The sequence below is a fragment of the Variovorax sp. GW821-FHT09B01 genome (assembly GCF_059418345.1).
The window spans coordinates 33,682-51,466 of record NZ_JBWKPQ010000022.1 but is presented as its reverse complement, the minus strand read 5'-3'; the positions used below and the strand labels follow the sequence as shown (position 1 = coordinate 51,466).

The 17,785-nt window shown below is 71.3% G+C and carries 16 protein-coding genes and 1 pseudogene; 14 read left to right on the top strand and 3 right to left on the bottom strand.

All coding sequences use genetic code 11. From position 1 onward, the window contains the following. The first annotated feature begins 10 nt into the window (after nucleotides 1-10). Genes AC07RV_RS36565 through AC07RV_RS36540 form a run of 6 tightly spaced genes read left to right on the top strand, consistent with a single transcriptional unit; the run spans nucleotide 11 to nucleotide 5,600 of the window. Entirely contained in the window at nucleotides 11-1,213 is a 1,203-nt protein-coding gene (locus AC07RV_RS36565) for an alpha-hydroxy acid oxidase (protein WP_209545921.1), read from the top strand. Next, a complete protein-coding gene (locus AC07RV_RS36560) occupies nucleotides 1,206-2,078 on the top strand; it encodes a branched-chain amino acid ABC transporter permease (protein ID WP_093350744.1) in 873 nt (290 codons plus the stop codon). Before AC07RV_RS36565 ends, AC07RV_RS36560 begins: the two co-directional genes overlap by 8 nt. Further along, nucleotides 2,075-3,019, top strand: a complete 945-nt coding sequence (locus AC07RV_RS36555) for a branched-chain amino acid ABC transporter permease (protein ID WP_057593306.1) — start codon at nucleotides 2,075-2,077, stop codon at nucleotides 3,017-3,019. The genes AC07RV_RS36560 and AC07RV_RS36555 overlap by 4 nt, the downstream gene beginning before the upstream one ends. 3 nt (nucleotides 3,020-3,022) lie before the next feature. Next, a complete protein-coding gene (locus AC07RV_RS36550; RefSeq protein ID WP_296781689.1) occupies nucleotides 3,023-3,784 on the top strand; it encodes an ABC transporter ATP-binding protein in 762 nt (253 codons plus the stop codon). Then, entirely contained in the window at nucleotides 3,781-4,491 is a 711-nt protein-coding gene (locus tag AC07RV_RS36545; protein ID WP_296781688.1) for an ABC transporter ATP-binding protein, read from the top strand. The genes AC07RV_RS36550 and AC07RV_RS36545 overlap by 4 nt, the downstream gene beginning before the upstream one ends. Nucleotides 4,492-4,505: 14 nt before the next feature. Beyond that, nucleotides 4,506-5,600 carry an enolase C-terminal domain-like protein gene (locus AC07RV_RS36540; protein ID WP_296781687.1) on the top strand — a complete coding sequence of 365 codons (1,095 nt, stop codon included), beginning with the start codon at nucleotides 4,506-4,508 and terminating at the stop codon, nucleotides 5,598-5,600. Here the strand turns inward: AC07RV_RS36540 and AC07RV_RS36535 are convergent. Both AC07RV_RS36535 and AC07RV_RS36530 read right to left on the bottom strand, forming a co-directional pair. Then, a complete protein-coding gene (locus tag AC07RV_RS36535) occupies nucleotides 5,597-6,493 on the bottom strand; it encodes a LysR family transcriptional regulator (RefSeq protein ID WP_296781686.1) in 897 nt (298 codons plus the stop codon). The two genes, AC07RV_RS36540 and AC07RV_RS36535, sit on opposite strands and share 4 nt — an antisense overlap. Nucleotides 6,494-6,561: 68 nt before the next feature. Next, a complete protein-coding gene (locus AC07RV_RS36530; protein ID WP_093350757.1) occupies nucleotides 6,562-7,392 on the bottom strand; it encodes a transglutaminase-like domain-containing protein in 831 nt (276 codons plus the stop codon). Nucleotides 7,393-7,688: 296 nt separating this feature from the next. Between AC07RV_RS36530 and AC07RV_RS36525 the strand changes: the two genes are divergently transcribed. Together AC07RV_RS36525 and katE are read left to right on the top strand one after the other, a co-directional pair. Then, nucleotides 7,689-7,838, top strand: coding sequence for a hypothetical protein (locus AC07RV_RS36525; protein ID WP_177239491.1), 150 nt, complete (start codon nucleotides 7,689-7,691; stop codon nucleotides 7,836-7,838). 31 nt (nucleotides 7,839-7,869) lie between these two features. After that, nucleotides 7,870-10,080: pseudogene (gene katE, locus AC07RV_RS36520) on the top strand (catalase HPII); the annotation flags it as partial. A 274-nt stretch (nucleotides 10,081-10,354) separates the two neighbouring features. Here katE and AC07RV_RS36515 read toward each other — a convergent pair. Then, entirely contained in the window at nucleotides 10,355-11,245 is an 891-nt protein-coding gene (locus AC07RV_RS36515) for a LysR family transcriptional regulator (protein WP_203204111.1), read from the bottom strand. Between the two features lie 76 nt (nucleotides 11,246-11,321). Here AC07RV_RS36515 and AC07RV_RS36510 point away from each other — a divergent pair, with 76 nt between their 5' ends. The 6 genes from AC07RV_RS36510 (at nucleotide 11,322) to AC07RV_RS36485 (ending at nucleotide 17,680) form a co-directional block, all read left to right on the top strand. Beyond that, a complete protein-coding gene (locus tag AC07RV_RS36510) occupies nucleotides 11,322-12,170 on the top strand; it encodes an HpcH/HpaI aldolase family protein (protein WP_296787484.1) in 849 nt (282 codons plus the stop codon). A 31-nt stretch (nucleotides 12,171-12,201) separates the two neighbouring features. After that, nucleotides 12,202-13,080: an amidohydrolase family protein gene (locus AC07RV_RS36505; RefSeq protein ID WP_093350769.1), complete on the top strand. Its 879-nt coding sequence runs from the start codon at nucleotides 12,202-12,204 to the stop codon at nucleotides 13,078-13,080. A 34-nt stretch (nucleotides 13,081-13,114) separates the two neighbouring features. Then, nucleotides 13,115-14,218: a hypothetical protein gene (locus AC07RV_RS36500; RefSeq protein WP_492715617.1), complete on the top strand. Its 1,104-nt coding sequence runs from the start codon at nucleotides 13,115-13,117 to the stop codon at nucleotides 14,216-14,218. A gap of 6 nt (nucleotides 14,219-14,224) precedes the next feature. After that, nucleotides 14,225-15,427: a DUF5624 domain-containing protein gene (locus AC07RV_RS36495; protein WP_296787482.1), complete on the top strand. Its 1,203-nt coding sequence runs from the start codon at nucleotides 14,225-14,227 to the stop codon at nucleotides 15,425-15,427. Between the two features lie 129 nt (nucleotides 15,428-15,556). Next, nucleotides 15,557-16,525: a Bug family tripartite tricarboxylate transporter substrate binding protein gene (locus AC07RV_RS36490; protein WP_093350774.1), complete on the top strand. Its 969-nt coding sequence runs from the start codon at nucleotides 15,557-15,559 to the stop codon at nucleotides 16,523-16,525. A 117-nt stretch (nucleotides 16,526-16,642) separates the two neighbouring features. After that, entirely contained in the window at nucleotides 16,643-17,680 is a 1,038-nt protein-coding gene (locus AC07RV_RS36485) for a porin (protein WP_296787480.1), read from the top strand. Nucleotides 17,681-17,785: the final 105 nt, after the last annotated feature.

Here is a 17,785-nt window from a genome sequence, read left to right as displayed (position 1 = left end):
CGGAGAGCGCATGAAGCTCAATGCGAACGATCACCGCCGGCATGCCCGCAGGCGGCTGCCGCGCTTCGTTTTCGACTATGTCGACGGCGGCGCGGAGACCGAGGACTGCCTGCGGCGCAACGAGGCCGACCTGGCCGCGCTGCACCTGGTGCCGACCGCGCTGCGCGACACCCGCCATGCCGACCCCGGCATCACGGTGTTCGGCCGGCGCTGGGCCGCACCGCTGGGCGTGGCGCCCGTGGGCTTCTCGGGCCTGGTGCGCCCGCATGGCGACACCCTGCTGGCCTGCGCGGCCGCCGCCACCGGCGTGCCGCACGTGCTGTCGACGCCGTCGAACGACCGGCTCGAGGCGGTGCGCGAGGCCGCGCTGCGGCGCGACCCCGAGGCGCTGCAATGGATGCAGCTCTACGTGATGGGCGATCGCGCCATCGCCGAGCAGCTCGTGCGCCGCGCGCGCGCGGCCGGCTATTCGGCGCTGGTGCTGACGGTCGACGCGGCCGTGAGCGGCCTGCGCGAGCGCGATGTGCGCAACGGCTTTCGGCTGCCGTTCCGCTTCACGCCCTCGACCCTGCTCGACCTCGCGTTGCATCCGCGCTGGTCGCTCGCGATGGCGATGCAGGGCCGCTCGCCCTCGTTCGTCAACCTGGCCGAGGCCGACGACGGCGCCACCTCGGCCCAGCTGCAGGCCGCGCTGCTGTCGCGCACCATGGACCGCACGCTGGCCTGGGAGCACCTGGCCTGGCTGCGCCGGCTGTGGGACGGCCCGCTGCTGGTCAAGGGCCTGCTGCATCCGGGCGATGCCGCGCTGGCCGTGCGCCACGGCGCCGACGGCATCGTGGTGTCGAACCACGGCGGGCGCCAGCTCGACGCGGCGCCCTCGACCATCTCGGTGCTGCCGCGCATGGTCGATGCCGTGGCCGGACGCATCCCGGTGTTCGTCGACGGCGGTTTCCGCCGCGGCAGCGACGTGGTCAAGGCGCTGGCCGCCGGCGCCACCGCGGCCTTCGTCGGCCGCGCCGCGGTCTGGGGCATGGCCTGCGACGGCGAGGCGGGCGCGCGCGGCGTGCTGGCCGGCCTGGTCGACGACATCGCCCGCACCCTGGTGCTGCTGGGCGCCGACCGCGTGGACGAGGTCGCGCCCCACCACCTGCTCGCCAACCTTCCCTTCCCCGGCAGCGCCGGGCTTTCCCACGCCGGAGCACGCCATGGCTGACTTCATGCAATTCGTCTTCTCGGGACTCACCACCGGCGCGATCTACGCGCTGGCCGCGCTGGGCTTCTCGCTGATCTACAACGCCAGCGGCGTCATCAACTTCGCGCAGGGCGACTTCCTCATGCTCGGCGCCATGATCACGGCCGCGCTGCTCGGCGCCAGCCTGCCCTATGGCGTGGCGGTGGCCGGCGGCGTGCTGGCCACGGTGGTGGCGGGACTGCTGCTGTACCGGCTCGCGATCAAGCCCGCGGGCGAGGCCAGCGTGGTGTCGCTGATCATCATCACCATCGGCGCCTCGATCTTCATCCAGGGCGTGGTGCAGATCGTGCTCGGCAAGAACCAGCAGACCCTGCCGGCCTTCAGCGGCGACGCGGCGCTGTCGATCCTCGGTGCCTACGTGCTGCCGCAGAGCCTGTGGGTGCTGGGCACGGCCGCGCTGCTGGTGGCGCTGTGCTTCGCCTTCTTCCGCTTCACCATGGTAGGCAAGGCCATGCTCGCGGTGGCGGCCAACGCGCTGGCCGCGCGCGCGGTCGGCATCCCGACCTCGCGCGTGCTGCAGCTCTCGTTCGGCCTGTCGGCGCTGCTGGGCGCCGTGGCCGGCGTGGTGGCCGCGCCGATCACCACCACGGTCTACGACATCGGCCTGATGCTGGGCATGAAGGGCTTCGTCGCGGCCACGCTGGGCGGGCTCGGCAGCGCGGGCGGCGCGGTGGTCGGCGGCCTCATCGTCGGCCTGCTCGAGGCGCTGATGGCGGGCTACGTCTCCTCGGCCTACAAGGACGCCGTGCCCTTCGTGCTGATCGTGTTCATCCTGCTGGTCATGCCGCACGGCCTGTTCGGCAGCAAGGGAGCGGAGCGGGTATGAAGGCGTCCTCGCGGGCGCTGCTGCGTCCCTCCCTGCTGCTGCTGGCCCTGGTGCTGGCGCTGCTGCCGCTGGCCATGCCCAACAACTACGTGATCGACGTCGCGGTGCGCATCGCGCTGGCGGCCATCGCCGCCATCGGGCTCAACCTGCTGATGGGCTTCGCGGGCCAGATCAGCATCGGCCACGCGGCCTTCGTCGCCATCGGCGCCTACGGCAGCGGCATCGTGACGGCGCGCTTCGGCTGGCCCGCGCTGCCGGCCATCTGCGCCGCGGCCGTGGGCGCCGCGCTGGTGGCCTGGCTGATCGCCAAGCCGATCCTGCGCCTCAAGGGCCATTCGCTGACCATGGCCACGCTCGGGCTTGGCGTGATCGTCAACATCGTGCTGATCAACGAGGTCGACTGGACCGGCGGCCCCGACGGCATGCCGGTGCCGCCGCTGGCGGTGGCCGGCTTCGCCTTCGCCAAGGTGCTGCACTGGTATGCGCTGGCGGCGGTGCTGCTGTGGCTCGCGGTGCTGCTGTCGCTCAACCTCTACGAATCGCCGGCCGGGCGCGCGCTGCGCGGGCTCAATGGCTCCGAGGTGGCGGCGCGCGTGATGGGCGTGGACGTGGCGCGCTTCAAGGTGCGCGCCTTCGTGGTGTCGGCCGTGTTCGCCGCGGTCTCGGGCAGCCTCACGGCGCACTACCTGGGCTTCATCAGCCCCTCGCTGGCGGCCTTCACGCATTCGGTGGAGCTCGCGACCATGGTGGTGCTCGGCGGCATGGCCTCGACCTTCGGCGCGCTGCTCGGCGCCGCGCTGCTGACCGCGCTGCCGCAACTGCTGGGCGGTCTGCACGGCTACGAGATGGTGTTCTTCGGCCTGGTGCTGATGCTCACCATGATGTTCCTGCCCAAGGGGCTGGTGCCCACGCTCGCGCTGCGGCTGCGCAGGAAGGGCTGAGCCATGCTCGAAGTGAAGAACCTCAGCAAGTCCTTCGGCGGCGTGCACGCCATGCAGGACGTGAGCTTCAGCGTGCGCGCCGGCTCGGTGCATTCGGTGATCGGGCCCAACGGCGCGGGCAAGACCACGCTGTTCAACCTGATCAGCGGCGTCTACGAGCCCACGCGCGGCGAGATCCTGCTCGACGGCGAGAACGTGGCGGGCATGGCGCCCGACCGGCTCGCGCGGCGCGGCATGAGCCGCACCTTCCAGAACCTGCAGGTGTGCATGAACATGACGGCCTGCGAGAACGTGATGCTCGGCGCGCACCTGCACACGCGCAGCTCGCTGCTGGGCGGCATGACCGGCGCCACGCGCCGTGCCGACGCCGCGCTGCGCGAGGAGGCGCTGCGGCTGATCGACTACGTGGGCGTGGGCCGCCATGCGCATGCCCATGCCACGCAGCTCTCGTTCGGCCTGCTCAAGCGGCTCGAGATCGCGCGCGCCCTCGCGAGCCGGCCGCGCATCCTGCTGCTCGACGAGCCGGCCGCGGGCCTCAACGACACCGAGACCCACGAGATCACCGAACTGATCCGCAGCATCGCCGCCTCGGGCGTGACGGTGCTGCTGGTGGAGCACGACATGAAGCTGGTGATGAACATCTCCGACCACCTGCTGGTGCTCGACTACGGCCGCAAGCTCGCCGAGGGCACCGCCGCCGAGGTGCGTGCCAACCCGCAGGTGATCGCGGCCTACCTCGGCACCGAGGCGGAGGCGTCCGCATGAGCGGCATCGCACTGGAAGTCGGCGGCCTGCGCGCCGGCTACGGCCGCATCGAGGCGCTGCACGGCATCGACCTGCAGGTCGGCGCGGGCGAGCTGGTGGCGCTGGTCGGCGCCAACGGCGCGGGCAAGACCACCTTGCTGCGCGCGGTCTCGGGCCTGATCCGCGGTAGCGCCGGCAGCGTGCGCCTGTTCGGCCGCGAGATCGCGCGCGACAGCGCCGACGCGCGCGTGCGCGCCGGCCTGGCGCAGGTGCTCGAGGGCCGGCAGGTGTTCGGCCCGCTGTCGGTGCAGGACAACCTGCTGCTGGGCGGCTACACGCGCGCCGAGCGCCGCGCGCAGCGGCTGGACGAGATGTACGCGCTGTTCCCGGTGCTCGGCGAGAAGCGCCTGCTGGCGGCCGGCACGCTCTCGGGCGGCCAGCAGCAGATGCTGGCGATCGCGCGCGCGCTGATGTGCGAGCCGCGCATGCTGCTGCTCGACGAGCCCTCGATGGGGCTGGCGCCGCTGCTGGTGAAGGAGATCTTCGGCGTCATCGCGCGGCTGAAGTCGCGCGGCATCCCGATCCTGCTGGTGGAGCAGAACGCGCATGCCGCGCTCTCGGTGGCCGATCGCGGCTACGTGCTCGAGACCGGCGCCATCGCGCTGGGCGGACCGGCCGCGCAGCTGCTCGGCGACGAGCGCGTGAAGGCCGCCTACCTGGGCCTGTGAGGAACGACGCACGCATGAACTCCCTTCCCGACACCGGCCTGCGCGTGGCCGACGTGCAGGCGCGCTGCGTCAACGTGCCGCTCGAGCATCCGGTGCGCACCAGCGTGGGCGTGGTGGCGACCGCGCCGCTGGTGCTGGTCGACCTGCACGCCGACGACGGCACCGTCGGCCATGCCTACCTGTTCACCTACACGCCGCTCGCGCTGCGCGCCACGCGGCGCATGGTGCTGACCCTGGGCAGCGTGCTCAAGGACCAGCCGCTCGCGCCCTTCGACCTCGACCGGCTGCTGGCGCAGCGGCTGCGCCTGCTGGGCCGCACCGGCATCGCGCTGATGGCCGGCGCCGGGCTCGACATGGCGGCCTGGGACGCGCTGGCCAGGGCGCGCGGCGTGCCGCTGGTCGAACTGCTGGGCGGCACGCGCCGCGCCATCGCGGCCTACGACAGCCACAGCATGGACGGCCTCGCGCTCGGCACGAAGCGCGCCGCGCTCGCGGCGGCGCAGGGCTTTCGCGCCATCAAGACCAAGATCGGCCATGCCACGCTGGCCGAGGACCTCGAGGTGGTGCGCGCGCTGCGCGCCGTCGTCGGCGAGCGCGTCGAGCTGCTGGTGGACTACAACCAGGGCCTGAGCGTGCCGGAGGCGGTGCGCCGCATCCGCGCGCTCGAGGACGAGGGCATCGGCTGGGTCGAGGAGCCCACCTTGCAGGAGGACTACGCGGGCCATGCGCGCATCCGCGAGCGCGTGCGCCTGCCGCTGCAGATGGGCGAGAACTGGTGCGGTCCCGAGGAGATGGCCAAGGCGCTGCAGGCCGGCGCCTGCGACCTCGCGATGCCCGATGCGATGAAGATCGGCGGCGTGACCGGCTGGCTGCGCGCCGCCGCGCTGGCGCAGGCGCACGGCGTGCCGATGTCGAGCCACATCTTCCAGGAGGTCAGCGTGCACCTGATGGCGGTGACGCCGACGGCCCACCTGCTCGAGCGCATGGACCTGGCGGCGCCGGTGCTGGCGCGGCCGCTGGCCTTCGAGGACGGCATGGCGACCGCGCCGGCCGAGCCCGGCACCGGCATCGCGTGGGACGAGGAGGCCGTGCGGCGCTATCTGGTCTAGAGCTTGCCGAGCGTGCGCACGATCTCGTCGACCAGCCAGCGGTGCGCCGCGCTGTACTCGTGGCGCGCATGCCAGTGCGCCTGCACCTGGAAGTCGGGCAGCGGCACGGGCAGCGGCAGCGCCTTGAGCCCGCCCTGGCGCACGTAGAGGTCGGCCACGCGCGAGGGCAGCAGCACCAGCAGGTCGCTCTGCGACAGCAGCTGCGGCAGCACGGTGAACTGCGGCACGCGCGCCACGATGTTGCGGTTGATGCCGCGCTCGGCCAGCATGTCCTCGATCAGGAAGTGGCCCGAGCGCGGCGACGACACCATCACGTGGCGCGCCGCCGAGAAGGCTGCCAGGCTCATGCGCTCGCCGATGCTCGGATGGCTGGCCGACATGAGGCACACGTAGTGCTCGCGGAACAGCAGCGCGCCGTGCATCGGCGAACCCAGCGAGGGGATGTTGCCGACCGCCATGTCCAGGCGCCCGGTCGACAGCTCCTCGCCCAGCGTGTCGGAGATCTGCGCGATCTCGATCTCGATGCGCGGCGCCACCTCCTGGAAGCGGCGCAGCAGCGGCGGCACGAAGTACAGCACGCCGATGTCCGACATCGCGAGCCGGAAGCGCCGCGTCGAGCGCAGCGGATCGAAGCTGGCGTTCTGCTCGAGCGTGCCCTCGACCATGGTCAGCGCCTCGCGGAAGCGCTGGAACAGCTGCTCGGCCATGCCCGTGGGCACCAGGCCGTCGCTGCCGCGCGAGAACAGCCGGTCGAGGTAGACCTTGCGCAGCTTGGCCAGCGCGTAGCTCACGGTCGACTGCGTGACGTCGAGCCGCTCGGCCGCATGGGTCACGCTGCGGGTTTCGTAGATCGCGACGAACACGCGAACGAGGTTCAGGTCGAGGTGGCTCATGCGCGGCTGGCGGTTCGTGGGGCGGCGCCTGAATGTGCCACAAGGCCGGCCCCGCGGGCCGCCCGGCGCTAGCGCTCTTCTTCGGTCGTCACGTCGAAGCGCGCCAGCGTGTGCGCGCCGAACATCATCGTGATCGGCACGTCGGCCGCGTCGCGCCCGCGCGCCACCGTCACGCGGCCGATACGGCGCTGGTTGTGGCGCGCGTCGAAGGTGTGCCAGCGGTCGCCGAGGTAGACCTCGAACCAGGCGCTGAAGTCCATCGGCGAGCGCACCGGCGGCACGCCGATGTCGCCGAGGTAGCCGGTCACGTAGCGCGCCGGGATGTTCATGCAGCGGCACAGCGTGATCGCCAGGTGCGCGAAGTCGCGGCACACGCCGGTGCCCTCGCGCAGGCCCTGCGCGGCGGTGCGCGTGGAGCGCGCATTGGCGTAGTCGAAGCGCAGGTGGCCGTGCACGAAATCCGAGATCGCCTGCACGCGCGACCAGCCCGGCGCCACGGTGCCGAAGCGGTCCCAGGCGAACTGCAGCAGCTCGCTGTCGACTTCGCAGTAGCGGCTGGGCAGCAGGAAGGCCAGCGTTTCCACCGGCAGCGCGGCGGGGTCGTGCTCGACGGCGCCGCGGTCCACCGGGTCGGGCGTGCCCGGGTCTGCGATCACGGCCTGGTTGCGCAGCCGCACGTTGGTCACGCCCGCGGGGATCTGCACGCGGGCGCAGGCATTGCCGAAGGCGTCGAAGTAGTGGTCGGTGAACAGCGGCGGCTCGATCGTGAGCTGCTCGCCGCCACCGCGCAGGTCCGCCACGCGCGACGGATGGACCTGCAGCATGTAGACCAGCGCGGTGGGCGCGATGGGGGCCGTGGCGAGCGCGAGCTCGATGTCGTAGCCGATCCGGATGAGCATGGGTTCTTTCGCGGGGGAGATTCCCCAACGCCGATCTTGGGGCCTGCGACCCCCGCGCGCGCGGGGTCAACGCGCGCATCGGTCGTAGGCCGTCGCGCTGTCGGTGCCTTCCTACCGCAGGGGCGCCCGCTCTCCCACAGACGGGGGCGGGGCGCCACTACGGGTTTTGCGCGGTGCCGACCCTACGCTTCGTTTCCGCTCGTATCCGAAGCCAGGCGGGGAGATGTCGCAAGTCCTGGCCAGCGATCTTTCGACAGGTCGTACGGGCGCGTTCAACCGGTCTGCTGGAGGGAATCATGGAGTTTTCGTCGCTGTTCGACTCGTTCGCCACCAACTGGGGCGACGAGATCCTGATCTGGTCCGTTGCCGCCGTCGCCGGCTGCATCTGCCTGGTCGCCGTGGTGAATGTGCTGGACATGCTTCTCGACAACGGCGGCGCCGGATGAGCCTGAGCTCCCTTCACGACACCTTGAAAGCCCCTCGATGACGCCACAGAACAAGGCCGCCGCCCGGCGCGCCAAGCCCGCCAAGACTTCCAAAGCGGGGGACGCCAGCGATGCCAAGCAGCAGCAGCTCGAGGGCTTCACGCTCGACCACGGGGCCGAGCTGACGACCAACCAGGGCCTGCGGATCCCCGACAACCACAACTCGCTGAAGGCCGGGCGGCGCGGACCCACGCTGCTCGAGGACTTCATCCTGCGCGAGAAGATCACGCACTTCGACCACGAGCGCATCCCCGAGCGCGTGGTGCATGCGCGTGGCGAGGCGGCGCACGGCTACTTCCAGGTCTACAAGTCGATGTCGCAGTTCACCAGCGCCGACTTCCTGCAGGACCCCGAGGCGAAGACGCCGGTGTTCGTGCGCTTCTCCACCGTGGCCGGCTCGCGCGGCTCGGCCGACACCGTGCGCGACGTGCGCGGCTTCGCCGTCAAGTTCTACACCCGCGAAGGCAACTACGACCTGGTGGGCAACAACGTGCCGGTGTTCTTCATCCAGGACGCGATGAAGTTCCCCGACCTGATCCACGCCGTGAAGCCCGAGCCGCACCACGAGATGCCGCAGGCCGCGAGCGCGCACGACACCTTCTGGGACTTCGCCTCGCTGATGCCCGAGACCACCCACATGCTGATGTGGGCCATGAGCGACCGCGCGATCCCGCGCAGCCTGCGCATGATGGAAGGCTTCGGCGTCCACACCTTCCGCCTGGTCAACGCGCGCGGCGAGAGCCACTTCGTCAAGTTCCACTGGAAGCCCAAGCTAGGCATCCACGGCCTGGCCTGGGACGAGGCGCAGAAGATCGCGGGCAAGGACCCCGACTTCCATCGCCGCGACCTCTGGGAGGCGATCGAGAACGGCGACTTCCCCGAATGGGAACTCGGCGTGCAGATGATCCCCGAGGGCAAGGAAGGCACGCTGGGCTTCGACCTGCTCGACCCCACCAAGCTGATCCCCGAGGAGATGGTGCCGGTGCAGAAGATCGGCCGCATGGTGCTCAACCGCAACCCCGACAACTTCTTCGCCGAGACCGAGCAGGTGGCGTTCCACCCGGGCCACCTGGTGCCGGGCATCGACTTCACCAACGATCCGCTGCTGCAGGGCCGGCTGTTCTCGTACACCGACACGCAGATCTCGCGGCTGGGCGGCGCCAACTTCCACGAGCTGCCGATCAACAAGGGCGTGTGCCCGTTCCACAACTTCCAGCGCGACGGCATGCACCGCCAGACCATCGCGCGCGGCCAGGTCGCCTACGAGCCCAACACGCTGGGCACGGGCGCCGAGTTCCGCGTCGACGGCGACAGCGCCGGCTTCCAAAGCTATCCCGACACCGACTACGAGGCGCCCAAGCTGCGCCGCCGCAGCCACACCTTCGACGACCACTTCACGCAGGCACGCCTGTTCTTCGAGAGCCAGAGCGCGCCCGAGAAGGAGCACATCGTCGCGGCCTTCCGCTTCGAGCTGTCGAAGGTGGAGGTGCCGGCGATCCGCCAGCGCATGGTCGACAACCTCGCGCACGTCGACGAGAAGCTGGCGCGCCGCGTGGCCGAGCCGCTGGGCATCGGCGAGCCCGATGCGCGCGCCGCCGCCGGGCGCGCGGGCTTCCGCGAGCACCGCATCCACCTGCCGATCGAGGAATCGCCCGCGCTCAGCATGGCGGGCACCGGCGACGGCTCGATCCGCACGCGCAAGATCGCGATCCTGGTGGCCGACGGCATCGACTCGGCCTCGCTCAAGCCGATCCGCGAGGCGCTCGAGCAGGCCGGCGCCCAATGCAAGGTCGTGGGCCCGCGCCTGGGTTCGGTGGTCAGCGGCTCCAAGCGCCAGGTCGACACCGACGCCACCTTCGCCAACATGCCCTCGGTGATGTTCGACGCGGTGCTGGTGCCCGCGGGTGCCGAGGGCGCGCGCGCGCTCGCCGCCAGCGGCGACGCGGTGCACTTCGTGCTCGAGGCCTTCAAGCACTGCAAGGCCGTGTGCACGGTGGGCGAGGGCGTGCAACTGCTTTCCACCCTGGGCATCGCCGCCGACACGCCGGCCGACAGCCTGCCGCCGGGCGTGGTGGTGGCGGCCACGCCGGTCACTAACCTCGGCGATGCCAGCGCCGCGCAGCAGATCGCGCAGGACTTCGTGGCCGCGATCGCGAAGCACCGGCACTGGGACCGGCCGAACATCGACGCCGTGCCGGCCTGAGTCCGCTCAGAACGTGTTTGTGATCTATTCATGGTGCCCGCAAGGCAGCAAAGCGTCGCAATCTAGGCGCGCGCCGCAGTCCAGGCTGATGCCTGGACAAGGTGCGCAACGACGAGTGCGGCGTTTTGCTGCCTTGCCCTTCGGGTTGCCCCGCAAAGCTGGCATCTGCGGCGTTGCAAATGCTCGCCGGGCCACCAGCCCGGCTGCGCTTTGCGCCTTGCACCTGCCAGCTTTGCGGGGCAACGGGCACCATGAATAGATCACAAACACGTTCTCAGACCCGTGCCGAACGCCGCAGCTGCTTGAGCAGCAGGCCCAGGTACGGGTTCGGGTCGGCCTCGCGGTAGCCCAGGTGCAGCGCCGACACGGCGCTCTTCTCGCGCAGCCGCTGATAGACCACGCCCTCGAGCCGGATCGACTCGGTGCCGCTGGGCACGATCGCGAGGCCCACGCCGGCCGACACCAGGCCGACGATGGTCGAGGCGTCGCGCGCCTCCTGCACCATGCGCGGGCGAAAGCCCGCCTTCGAGCACAGCTCCTGCACCTTCCAGTACAGCCCGATGCCCGAATGGCGCGGGTAGAGGATCAACGGCTCGTCGCGCAGGTCGGCGATGCGCACCGGGGCCTGGCTCAGCGGATGGGTGGCCGGCACCGCCACCATCAGCGGCGCCTGGTACCAGGCCTCGATCGCGATGCCCGCGGGGATCGGCACGTTGGGATGGCGCAGGATGCCGAGGTCGAGCCGGTGGCCGTGCACCGCGTCGAGCTGGTCGAGCGAGGTCATCTCGTGCAGCGCCAGCGCGATGCGCGGATGCGCGGCCTGGAACTCGCGGATCGCGGCCGGCAGCGTGGCCGAGAGCATCGACGAGGCGGTGTAGCCCAGCGCGATCTTGCCGATGCCGCCGGTGGCCGCGTCGCGCGCCTCGCCCTTGGCCGATTCCACCGAGGCGAGGATCGCCTGCGCGCGCTCGAGGAAGTGGCGCCCGGCCTGCGTGAGGTGCACGCGGCGCTTGTCGCGGTCGAGCAGGCGCACCTGCAGCTCCTCCTCGAGCAGGCGGATCTGCGTGCTCAGCGGCGGCTGCGCCATGTGCAGCCGCTGCGCCGCGCGCGTGAAGTTCAGCTCCTCCGCCACCGCCACGAAATAGCGCAGATGCCGTAGTTCCATCGATATCTCCTGCGTATGGAAATCTGTGACCAATCAGTATTTCCAAATATAAGGCCGACTGCCTACAGTCGCCGCCATGGAGACAAGAGACACCCCTTCGCCGGCCTCCGCCGGCAGCACCAGCCCCGTGATGCAGCGGCTCGCCCGTCGCCAGTGGGTGGCCGCGCTCGGCGTGCGCCATGCCCGCGGCGCCGAGATCGCGCGGCTGGCCAAGGCCAGCGGCCACCATGCGATCTGGGTCGACCTCGAGCACAGCGCGATGCCGATCGACGCGGCCGGCGCCATCTGCGCCACCGCGCTCGACATCGGCCTGGTGCCCTTCGTGCGCGTGCCCGAACGCGAATACGGCGTGATCGGCCGGCTGCTCGACGCGGGCGCGGCCGGCATCATCGTGCCGCGCGTGGAAACGGCCGAACAGGCGGCCGACGTGGTCGCGGCCTGCCGCTTCCCGCCCGAGGGCCATCGCTCGGCCATCGCCGCGCTGCCCGCCTTCGGCTACCGCCGGCTGCCGGCCGCCGAACTGCGCGAACGCGCCAACCGTTCGACCGTGGTCAAGCTGCTGATCGAGAGCCCGCGCGGCATCGAGAACATCGAGGCCATCGCGCGGGTGCCGGGCGTGGATCTGCTGGCGATCGGCAGCAACGACCTCGGCGCCGAGATGAACCTTGCGGGTGGCTCCGCCGTGCATCCGCTGCTGCGCGAGGCGCACGACGCCGCGCTCGCGGCCTGCGCGCGCGTCGGCAAGCCGCTGGCCATCGGCGGCGTGGCCGACATTGCCTACGTGGCCGACTGCATCCGCCGCGGCGCCGCGCCCTTCCTCATGACCGGCATCGACACCGACCTGCTGCTCGCCGTGCTGCACGAGCGCGTGGCGCAGGCGCTCGATTCGGTGCGGCCGTTCGACGGCGCCGTGCTGCTGGACTGAGCTTCTTCGAATTTCCGATCCGACCTTTTCCATGACCGACCAGATCCTCGTTTCCAAGCCGATGCGCGACGCGCAGACCCTGACCCGCGCCGCCTTCGAGGTGCCCGCAGGAGCCTGCGACGCGCACGTGCACGTGTTCGGCCCCGAGGCGCGCTACCCGCGCGTGCCCGCGCCGCACTACACGCTGCCCGACGGCGACCTGCCGCAACTGCGCGCCGCGCTCGGCGTGCTCGGCCTCGAGCGCTTCGTGATCGTGCAGCCCAGCTTCTACGGCACCGACAACCGCTGCATGCTCGATGCGCTCGACCTCGCGGGCGATGCCGCGCGCGGCGTGGCGATGGTCGAGGACGGCACCTCGGCGGAAGAACTCGCCGCGATGCATGCGCGCGGCGTGCGCGCGCTGCGGCTCGACCTGTTCCTGCGCTCGGGCCTGCCCACGGCCGAGCTGCAGCGCTTCATCGCGCGCAGCGTGGAGCGCACGCGCGCGCTCGGCTGGCATGTCCAGTTCTACACGCCGGGCTGGGTGGTGCGCGACCTGATCCCGTTCCTGCCCGAGATCGAGAGCGACTTCGTGATCGACCACATGGGCTACATGCTCGAGAGCGACGGCCTCACGCGCGCCGACTTCGACCGCCTGCTGCGCGCGGTGCACGACGGCCGCGGCTGGTTCAAGCTCTCGGGCCCGTACCGGCTCGCCAAGGACGGCAACTACGAGCGGCTGCGCCCGCTCGCGCAGGCCATCGTCGAGGCCGTGCCCGAGCGCGTGATCTGGGGCAGCGACTGGCCGCACATTCCCGAGGGCGGGCGCGACACCGGCGAGCTGCTGAACCTGCTGGGCGACTGGATCCCCGACGCCGCCGCGCGCCGGCGCATCCTGGCCGACAACCCGGCGCGGCTGTTCGGGTTCTGAGACCATGGATGCCTCCACGATCGAAAGCCCGGCCATGCAACTGAACTGCATCCAGGAACTCGCCACCACCGGCGCGCGCGCGGTGGCCGGCTTCGTCCACGGCGGCACGCGCTACCTCGCGGTGCCGCAGCTGGCGCGCGATGTCGAGGGCCAGCCCGCGAAGATGACGCTGGGCGACAGCGACCTCGAGATGCCCGTGTACCGCTGGGACGGCGGGCGCTTCGTGCCGCATGCCAGCCTGCCGGTGCCCGGCGGCGAGGACGCCGAGTTCTTCCGCATCGGTGAACGCGCCTTCCTCGCCACCGCGAGCCTGCGCAGCGGGCGCGATCCCTACACGCTGGCCGTGCCGTCGACGATCTTCGAGCTGGTCGACGGCCGCTTCGAGCCCTTCCAGCGCATCGACGGCTTCGCGGCCAAGCAGTGGCACCACTTCGCGATCGGCGAGCGCCACTTCCTCGCGCTCGCACAGGGCGTGACCCTGCCGGGGGAGCAGCCCGCGCGGCCGGTGTCGTCGTGCCTCCTCGAATGGGACGGCACGCGCTTCGTGCCGTTCCAGGACGTGCCCTCGGCCTGGGGCTACAACTGGGCCTTCTTCGAGCTCGGCGGCGAGCGGCTGCTGGCCCATGCCGACCATGCCGTGCCCTCGCTGCTGCTGCGCTGGAACGGCGAGCGCTTCGAGCTGTTCCAGCAGCTCGATGGCCAGAGCGGACGCGCCTTCTGCTTCTTCGAGACCCAGGGCCAGGCCTGGCTGGCCTTCGCCAACCTGCATGGCGACACGCTGCTGTACCGCTGGCAGGACGGTGGCTTCGCGGTGCACCAGGTGCTCGCGGGCCCGGGCGGGCGCGAGTTCGCCTGGCGCGGCGACGCCGAGGGCGGGCACCTGGTGCTCGTCAACTTTCTGCACGGCACGCGCGAGGCGCCGATCCCCGAGCTCGAGTCGGTCGTGTTCCGCATGGACGACGGCCGGCTGGTCGAGGCCGCGCGCTTCGCCACCTCGGGCGGCACCGACGCCGCCTTCTTCGAGGCCGACGGCGCGCTGCATCTGGCGGTGGCCAACAGCCTGAGCGCCGCGGTGCGCTTCGCGACGCCCAGCCGCATCTACCGCGTCGACGGCCTCGGCGCCTCCATCACGGGCTGATCCGCCATGGCCACCTACGCACCTCACGAAAGCCCCGAGCTGGTCCGCCTGTTCGAGACCTACACGGCCGGGCCCACGAGCATCGGCGCCACGCTGAGCGCGCGCACCGCCGCGGCCAGCGCGCACGATCCGCTGATCGTCGCGACCAGCACCGACATCGTGCTGTTCCCCGGCGGCGGCAGGCCGCCCGAGATCGAGGGCTTCCGCATGTCGACGCGCGGCTTCAAGGAGCTCGCGGGCATCTCGCACCACGGGCCCGCGGTGGCCTCGCTGCTGCGGCTGCGCGAGCTCGATCCCGAGGGCGAGCTCTGGCGCACCGAGACCCGGCGCCTGATCGACAGCACGCGCGCCGCGCGCGCCGCCAACTCCGAGGCGCTGTGGCGCGACACCGTCGCGGTGCCGGCCTACCGCGGCCGCGAGGCGCGCATCGCGCAGCTGGTCGACTACTCGTGCGCGCTGACCGAGCGCTACCTCGAGCGCGCGCTGCGCGAGCCCGAGACCTTCACCGCCGCCGACATGCGCGAGCACTACATCGAGGCGCGCGGCGATGCCGTGGGTGCCACGGTGCCGATGAACGCCGTGATGATCGCCACCTTCTTCCTGGTCGGCATGGACACCGGCCACCGCGTGATCGGCTGGTTCGACCGCCATGCGATCGACTGGTCGCGCGCCATGGTGCTGATCGTCGGCCGCCAGGGCCGGCCCACGGCCGGCGTGACCTGGACCACCAACTCGGTCGCCGCGATGATCCTCGCGGCCTCGGGCCAGCGGCTCGCGCTCGACCGGCTCTACATCGCGCCGCACGGCCCGAGCTTCAAGGTGGCCGAGCTGCCCGACCTCGCGGCGGTGCGCGCCTTTGAGGAGCCGCTGCGCCAGATCTGGGCCCACACCCGCACGGTGAGCGAACTCGGGCCGCTGATGTACGAGGGCTATCCGCGCTTCGAGCCCGGCGCCGCGGGGCGGCCTCGCATCGACGCGCGGACGGAATCGGTCGGCGAGATGCCCGCGATCGCGAGTCCCGACGACTGGTTCGCGCTCAACACGCGGCTGCGCGTGGTGCTCGAGGACCCGCGGCAGCTGCTCTCGGGCTGCGTGGTCGACTACGCGGTCGACCAGTTGCGCGCCAACGGCAACCAGCCCGCGCGGCTGGTGGTGCCGGGGCTGGACAACGTGAGCTATCCACCGCTGGCGCCGCACGCCGGCGGTTGAGCGGACGTGGCGGCCGGTGACGGCACGCCGGAGGCGGGACGACAAAAGAAGAAGCGCCAGACAGCAGGCATGCCGGCGGCCGCGCCGCGTGCATTCGATCCATAGAAAAGAGAACGGAGACAAGACACCATGAGAAAGCTCGCAACCCTGTGGGGCGCCGCCCTCGCACTGACGCTGGCCAGCGCCGGCGCGCAGGCGCAGTCCGGCGCCTGGCCCCAGCGCCCCATCAGGATCATCACGCCCACGCCGGCCGGCGTGGGCTCGGACGTGTTCGCGCGCGCCTACGCCGAGCGGCTCGGCCAGATGCTCAAGACACCGGTGGTGGTCGAGAACCGCCCCGGCGCGCTCGCGGCCATCGGCACCGACGCGGTCGCCAAGGCCGCGCCCGACGGCTACACCATCCTGTTCTCGACCAGCAACCCGTTCACCATGACGCCGTTCCTGCTGTCGAAGCTGCCCTACAACCCACAGACCGACCTGGTGCCGGTCACGCAGGCGCTCAAGGGCGGCTCGTTCATCGTCGCCAACCCCTCGGTGCCGGCGAAGAACCTGGTGGAGCTGGTGGCGCTCGCGAAGAAGGACCCGGGCCGCGTGAGCTTCGCCTCCTACGGTTCGGGCAGCACCGCGCACCTGGGCTTCGAGCTGTTGCAGGACGCCGCGGGCATCGAGCTGCTGCACGTGCCCTACAAGCAGAGCGCCATGCCCGACGTGATCGCGGGCCAGGTGATGCTGGGCTTCGAGCCGCCGATCTCGGCGCTGCCCAACATCCGCGCGGGCCGCGTCAAGCCCATCGCCTACACCGGCAGCCAGCGCAGCGCCGCGCTGCCCGACGTGCCCACCCTGGCCGAGCGCTATCCGGGGCTGGAGGTGTTCACCTGGCTGGGCTTCTGGCTGCCCGCGAAGACGCCGCCCGAGATCGTCGACCGCTTCAACCGCGAGATCCGCGCGGCCACGCAGTCGCCCGAGCTGCAGCGGCTGATCGCCGAGGCCGGGCTCGAGCCGATGGGCACCACGCCCGAGGAGACGCGCGCCATCGTGCGGCGCGAGGCCGAGGCGATGGGCAAGCTCATCAAGGCCAAGAACATCCGCATCGACTGAGCGCCGGGGCCGGGCTTCGCCCCGCGCCACCTCGCACCCTTTTCCATTTCGACCGCGCCGCGCCGGCCCGAGGGCCGCAGCGCCGGCTTTCGCTCGCCCATTTTTTCGGAGACACCCATGCGCAACATCCTCTTCGCGTTCCGCGCCGTCCTGGCCGCCCTGTTTCTTTCGTCCCTGCCGCTGCTCTCGCAGGCCCAGTCGAGCGTGCAGGTCTTCGGCACCGTCGACCTCAACTTCACCTACAGCAAGGCCGGCGGCAAGAGCGTGCGCGCCATGGACCAGGGCGGCAACATCTTCCCGAGCCGGCTGGGCTTTCGCGGCAGCGAGGACCTGGGCGGAGGGCTGGTCGCGAGCTTCTGGCTCGAGTCGGCGCTGCTGCCCGACACCGGCGAGTACCAGGGCGTCTACTGGCACCGGCGTTCCACGCTGAGCCTGTCGAGCCGCACCTGGGGCGAGCTGCGGCTGGGCCGCGACTACGTGCCCACCTTCTGGAACGTCTCGCAGTTCTCGCCCTTCGGCACGGTGGGCGTGGGTGGCTCGGCCGCGATGGTCGAGGGCTGGCCCATGGGCCTGGGCGGCGCGCGCACGCTGGTGCGGGTCGACAACTCGGTCGGTTACTTCCTGCCGCGCGACCTCGGCGGCTTCTACGGCCAGGCGATGTACGCGATGCCAGAGGGCGCGGAAGGCATGCGCTATGCGGGCGCTCGCCTGGGCTATGCCGGCGGCCCGCTCGACATCGCGGCCGCCTACGGCCGCACGCCGGTGGCCAACGGGCAGGTCTACCGCACCGCGACCGTGGGCGGCACCTACGACTTCGGGCCGGTGAAGCTCTACGCCAACTACCACCGCCACCAGGCCTTCAACGACCGCCAGGTGCACGTGATGGTGGGCGCGAGCATGCCGGTGGGCCCGGGTGTCATCAAGCTGTCGGCCGCGCGTGCCAACCGCAGCGGCCCCGGCCTCGATGCCGACGACGCGACCCAGTTCGCGGTCGGCTACGTGCACTGGCTCAGCAAGCGCACGGCGGTCTACACGGCCTATTCGCGCATCCGCAACCGCGGCAACGCGGCCTACGTGGTGGCCGATTCCTCGCCGGCCGGCTCGCCGGGCATGCCCTCGAGCGGGCTGCAGTTCGGCATCTCGCACAATTTCTGAGACCCTTGCGTGACGCCTCCCATAGTCCATTTGCGCTAGACCGTATTGCGAATAGGCGGGGGTAGGGGGCGTCCCTAGACTTTCCCCACGAGGCCAGAACGGCGC

Excerpts from the sequence above, each read along its gene's own strand:
- AC07RV_RS36505 (WP_093350769.1), top strand. The coding sequence starts at position 12,202 with ATGACCGACCAGATCCTCGTTTCCAAGCCGATGCGCGACGCGCAGACC.
- AC07RV_RS36540 (WP_296781687.1), top strand. The coding sequence starts at position 4,506 with ATGAACTCCCTTCCCGACACCGGCCTGCGCGTGGCCGACGTGCAGGCG.
- AC07RV_RS36515 (WP_203204111.1), bottom strand. The coding sequence starts at position 11,245 with ATGGAACTACGGCATCTGCGCTATTTCGTGGCGGTGGCGGAGGAGCTG.
- AC07RV_RS36500 (WP_492715617.1), top strand. The coding sequence starts at position 13,115 with ATGCAACTGAACTGCATCCAGGAACTCGCCACCACCGGCGCGCGCGCG.
- AC07RV_RS36510 (WP_296787484.1), top strand. The coding sequence starts at position 11,322 with ATGGAGACAAGAGACACCCCTTCGCCGGCCTCCGCCGGCAGCACCAGC.
- AC07RV_RS36555 (WP_057593306.1), top strand. The coding sequence starts at position 2,075 with ATGAAGGCGTCCTCGCGGGCGCTGCTGCGTCCCTCCCTGCTGCTGCTG.
- AC07RV_RS36565 (WP_209545921.1), top strand. The coding sequence starts at position 11 with ATGAAGCTCAATGCGAACGATCACCGCCGGCATGCCCGCAGGCGGCTG.
- AC07RV_RS36495 (WP_296787482.1), top strand. The coding sequence starts at position 14,225 with ATGGCCACCTACGCACCTCACGAAAGCCCCGAGCTGGTCCGCCTGTTC.
- AC07RV_RS36485 (WP_296787480.1), top strand. The coding sequence starts at position 16,643 with ATGCGCAACATCCTCTTCGCGTTCCGCGCCGTCCTGGCCGCCCTGTTT.
- AC07RV_RS36490 (WP_093350774.1), top strand. The coding sequence starts at position 15,557 with ATGAGAAAGCTCGCAACCCTGTGGGGCGCCGCCCTCGCACTGACGCTG.
- AC07RV_RS36535 (WP_296781686.1), bottom strand. The coding sequence starts at position 6,493 with ATGAGCCACCTCGACCTGAACCTCGTTCGCGTGTTCGTCGCGATCTAC.
- AC07RV_RS36530 (WP_093350757.1), bottom strand. The coding sequence starts at position 7,392 with ATGCTCATCCGGATCGGCTACGACATCGAGCTCGCGCTCGCCACGGCC.
- AC07RV_RS36545 (WP_296781688.1), top strand. The coding sequence starts at position 3,781 with ATGAGCGGCATCGCACTGGAAGTCGGCGGCCTGCGCGCCGGCTACGGC.
- AC07RV_RS36550 (WP_296781689.1), top strand. The coding sequence starts at position 3,023 with ATGCTCGAAGTGAAGAACCTCAGCAAGTCCTTCGGCGGCGTGCACGCC.
- AC07RV_RS36525 (WP_177239491.1), top strand. The coding sequence starts at position 7,689 with ATGGAGTTTTCGTCGCTGTTCGACTCGTTCGCCACCAACTGGGGCGAC.
- AC07RV_RS36560 (WP_093350744.1), top strand. The coding sequence starts at position 1,206 with ATGGCTGACTTCATGCAATTCGTCTTCTCGGGACTCACCACCGGCGCG.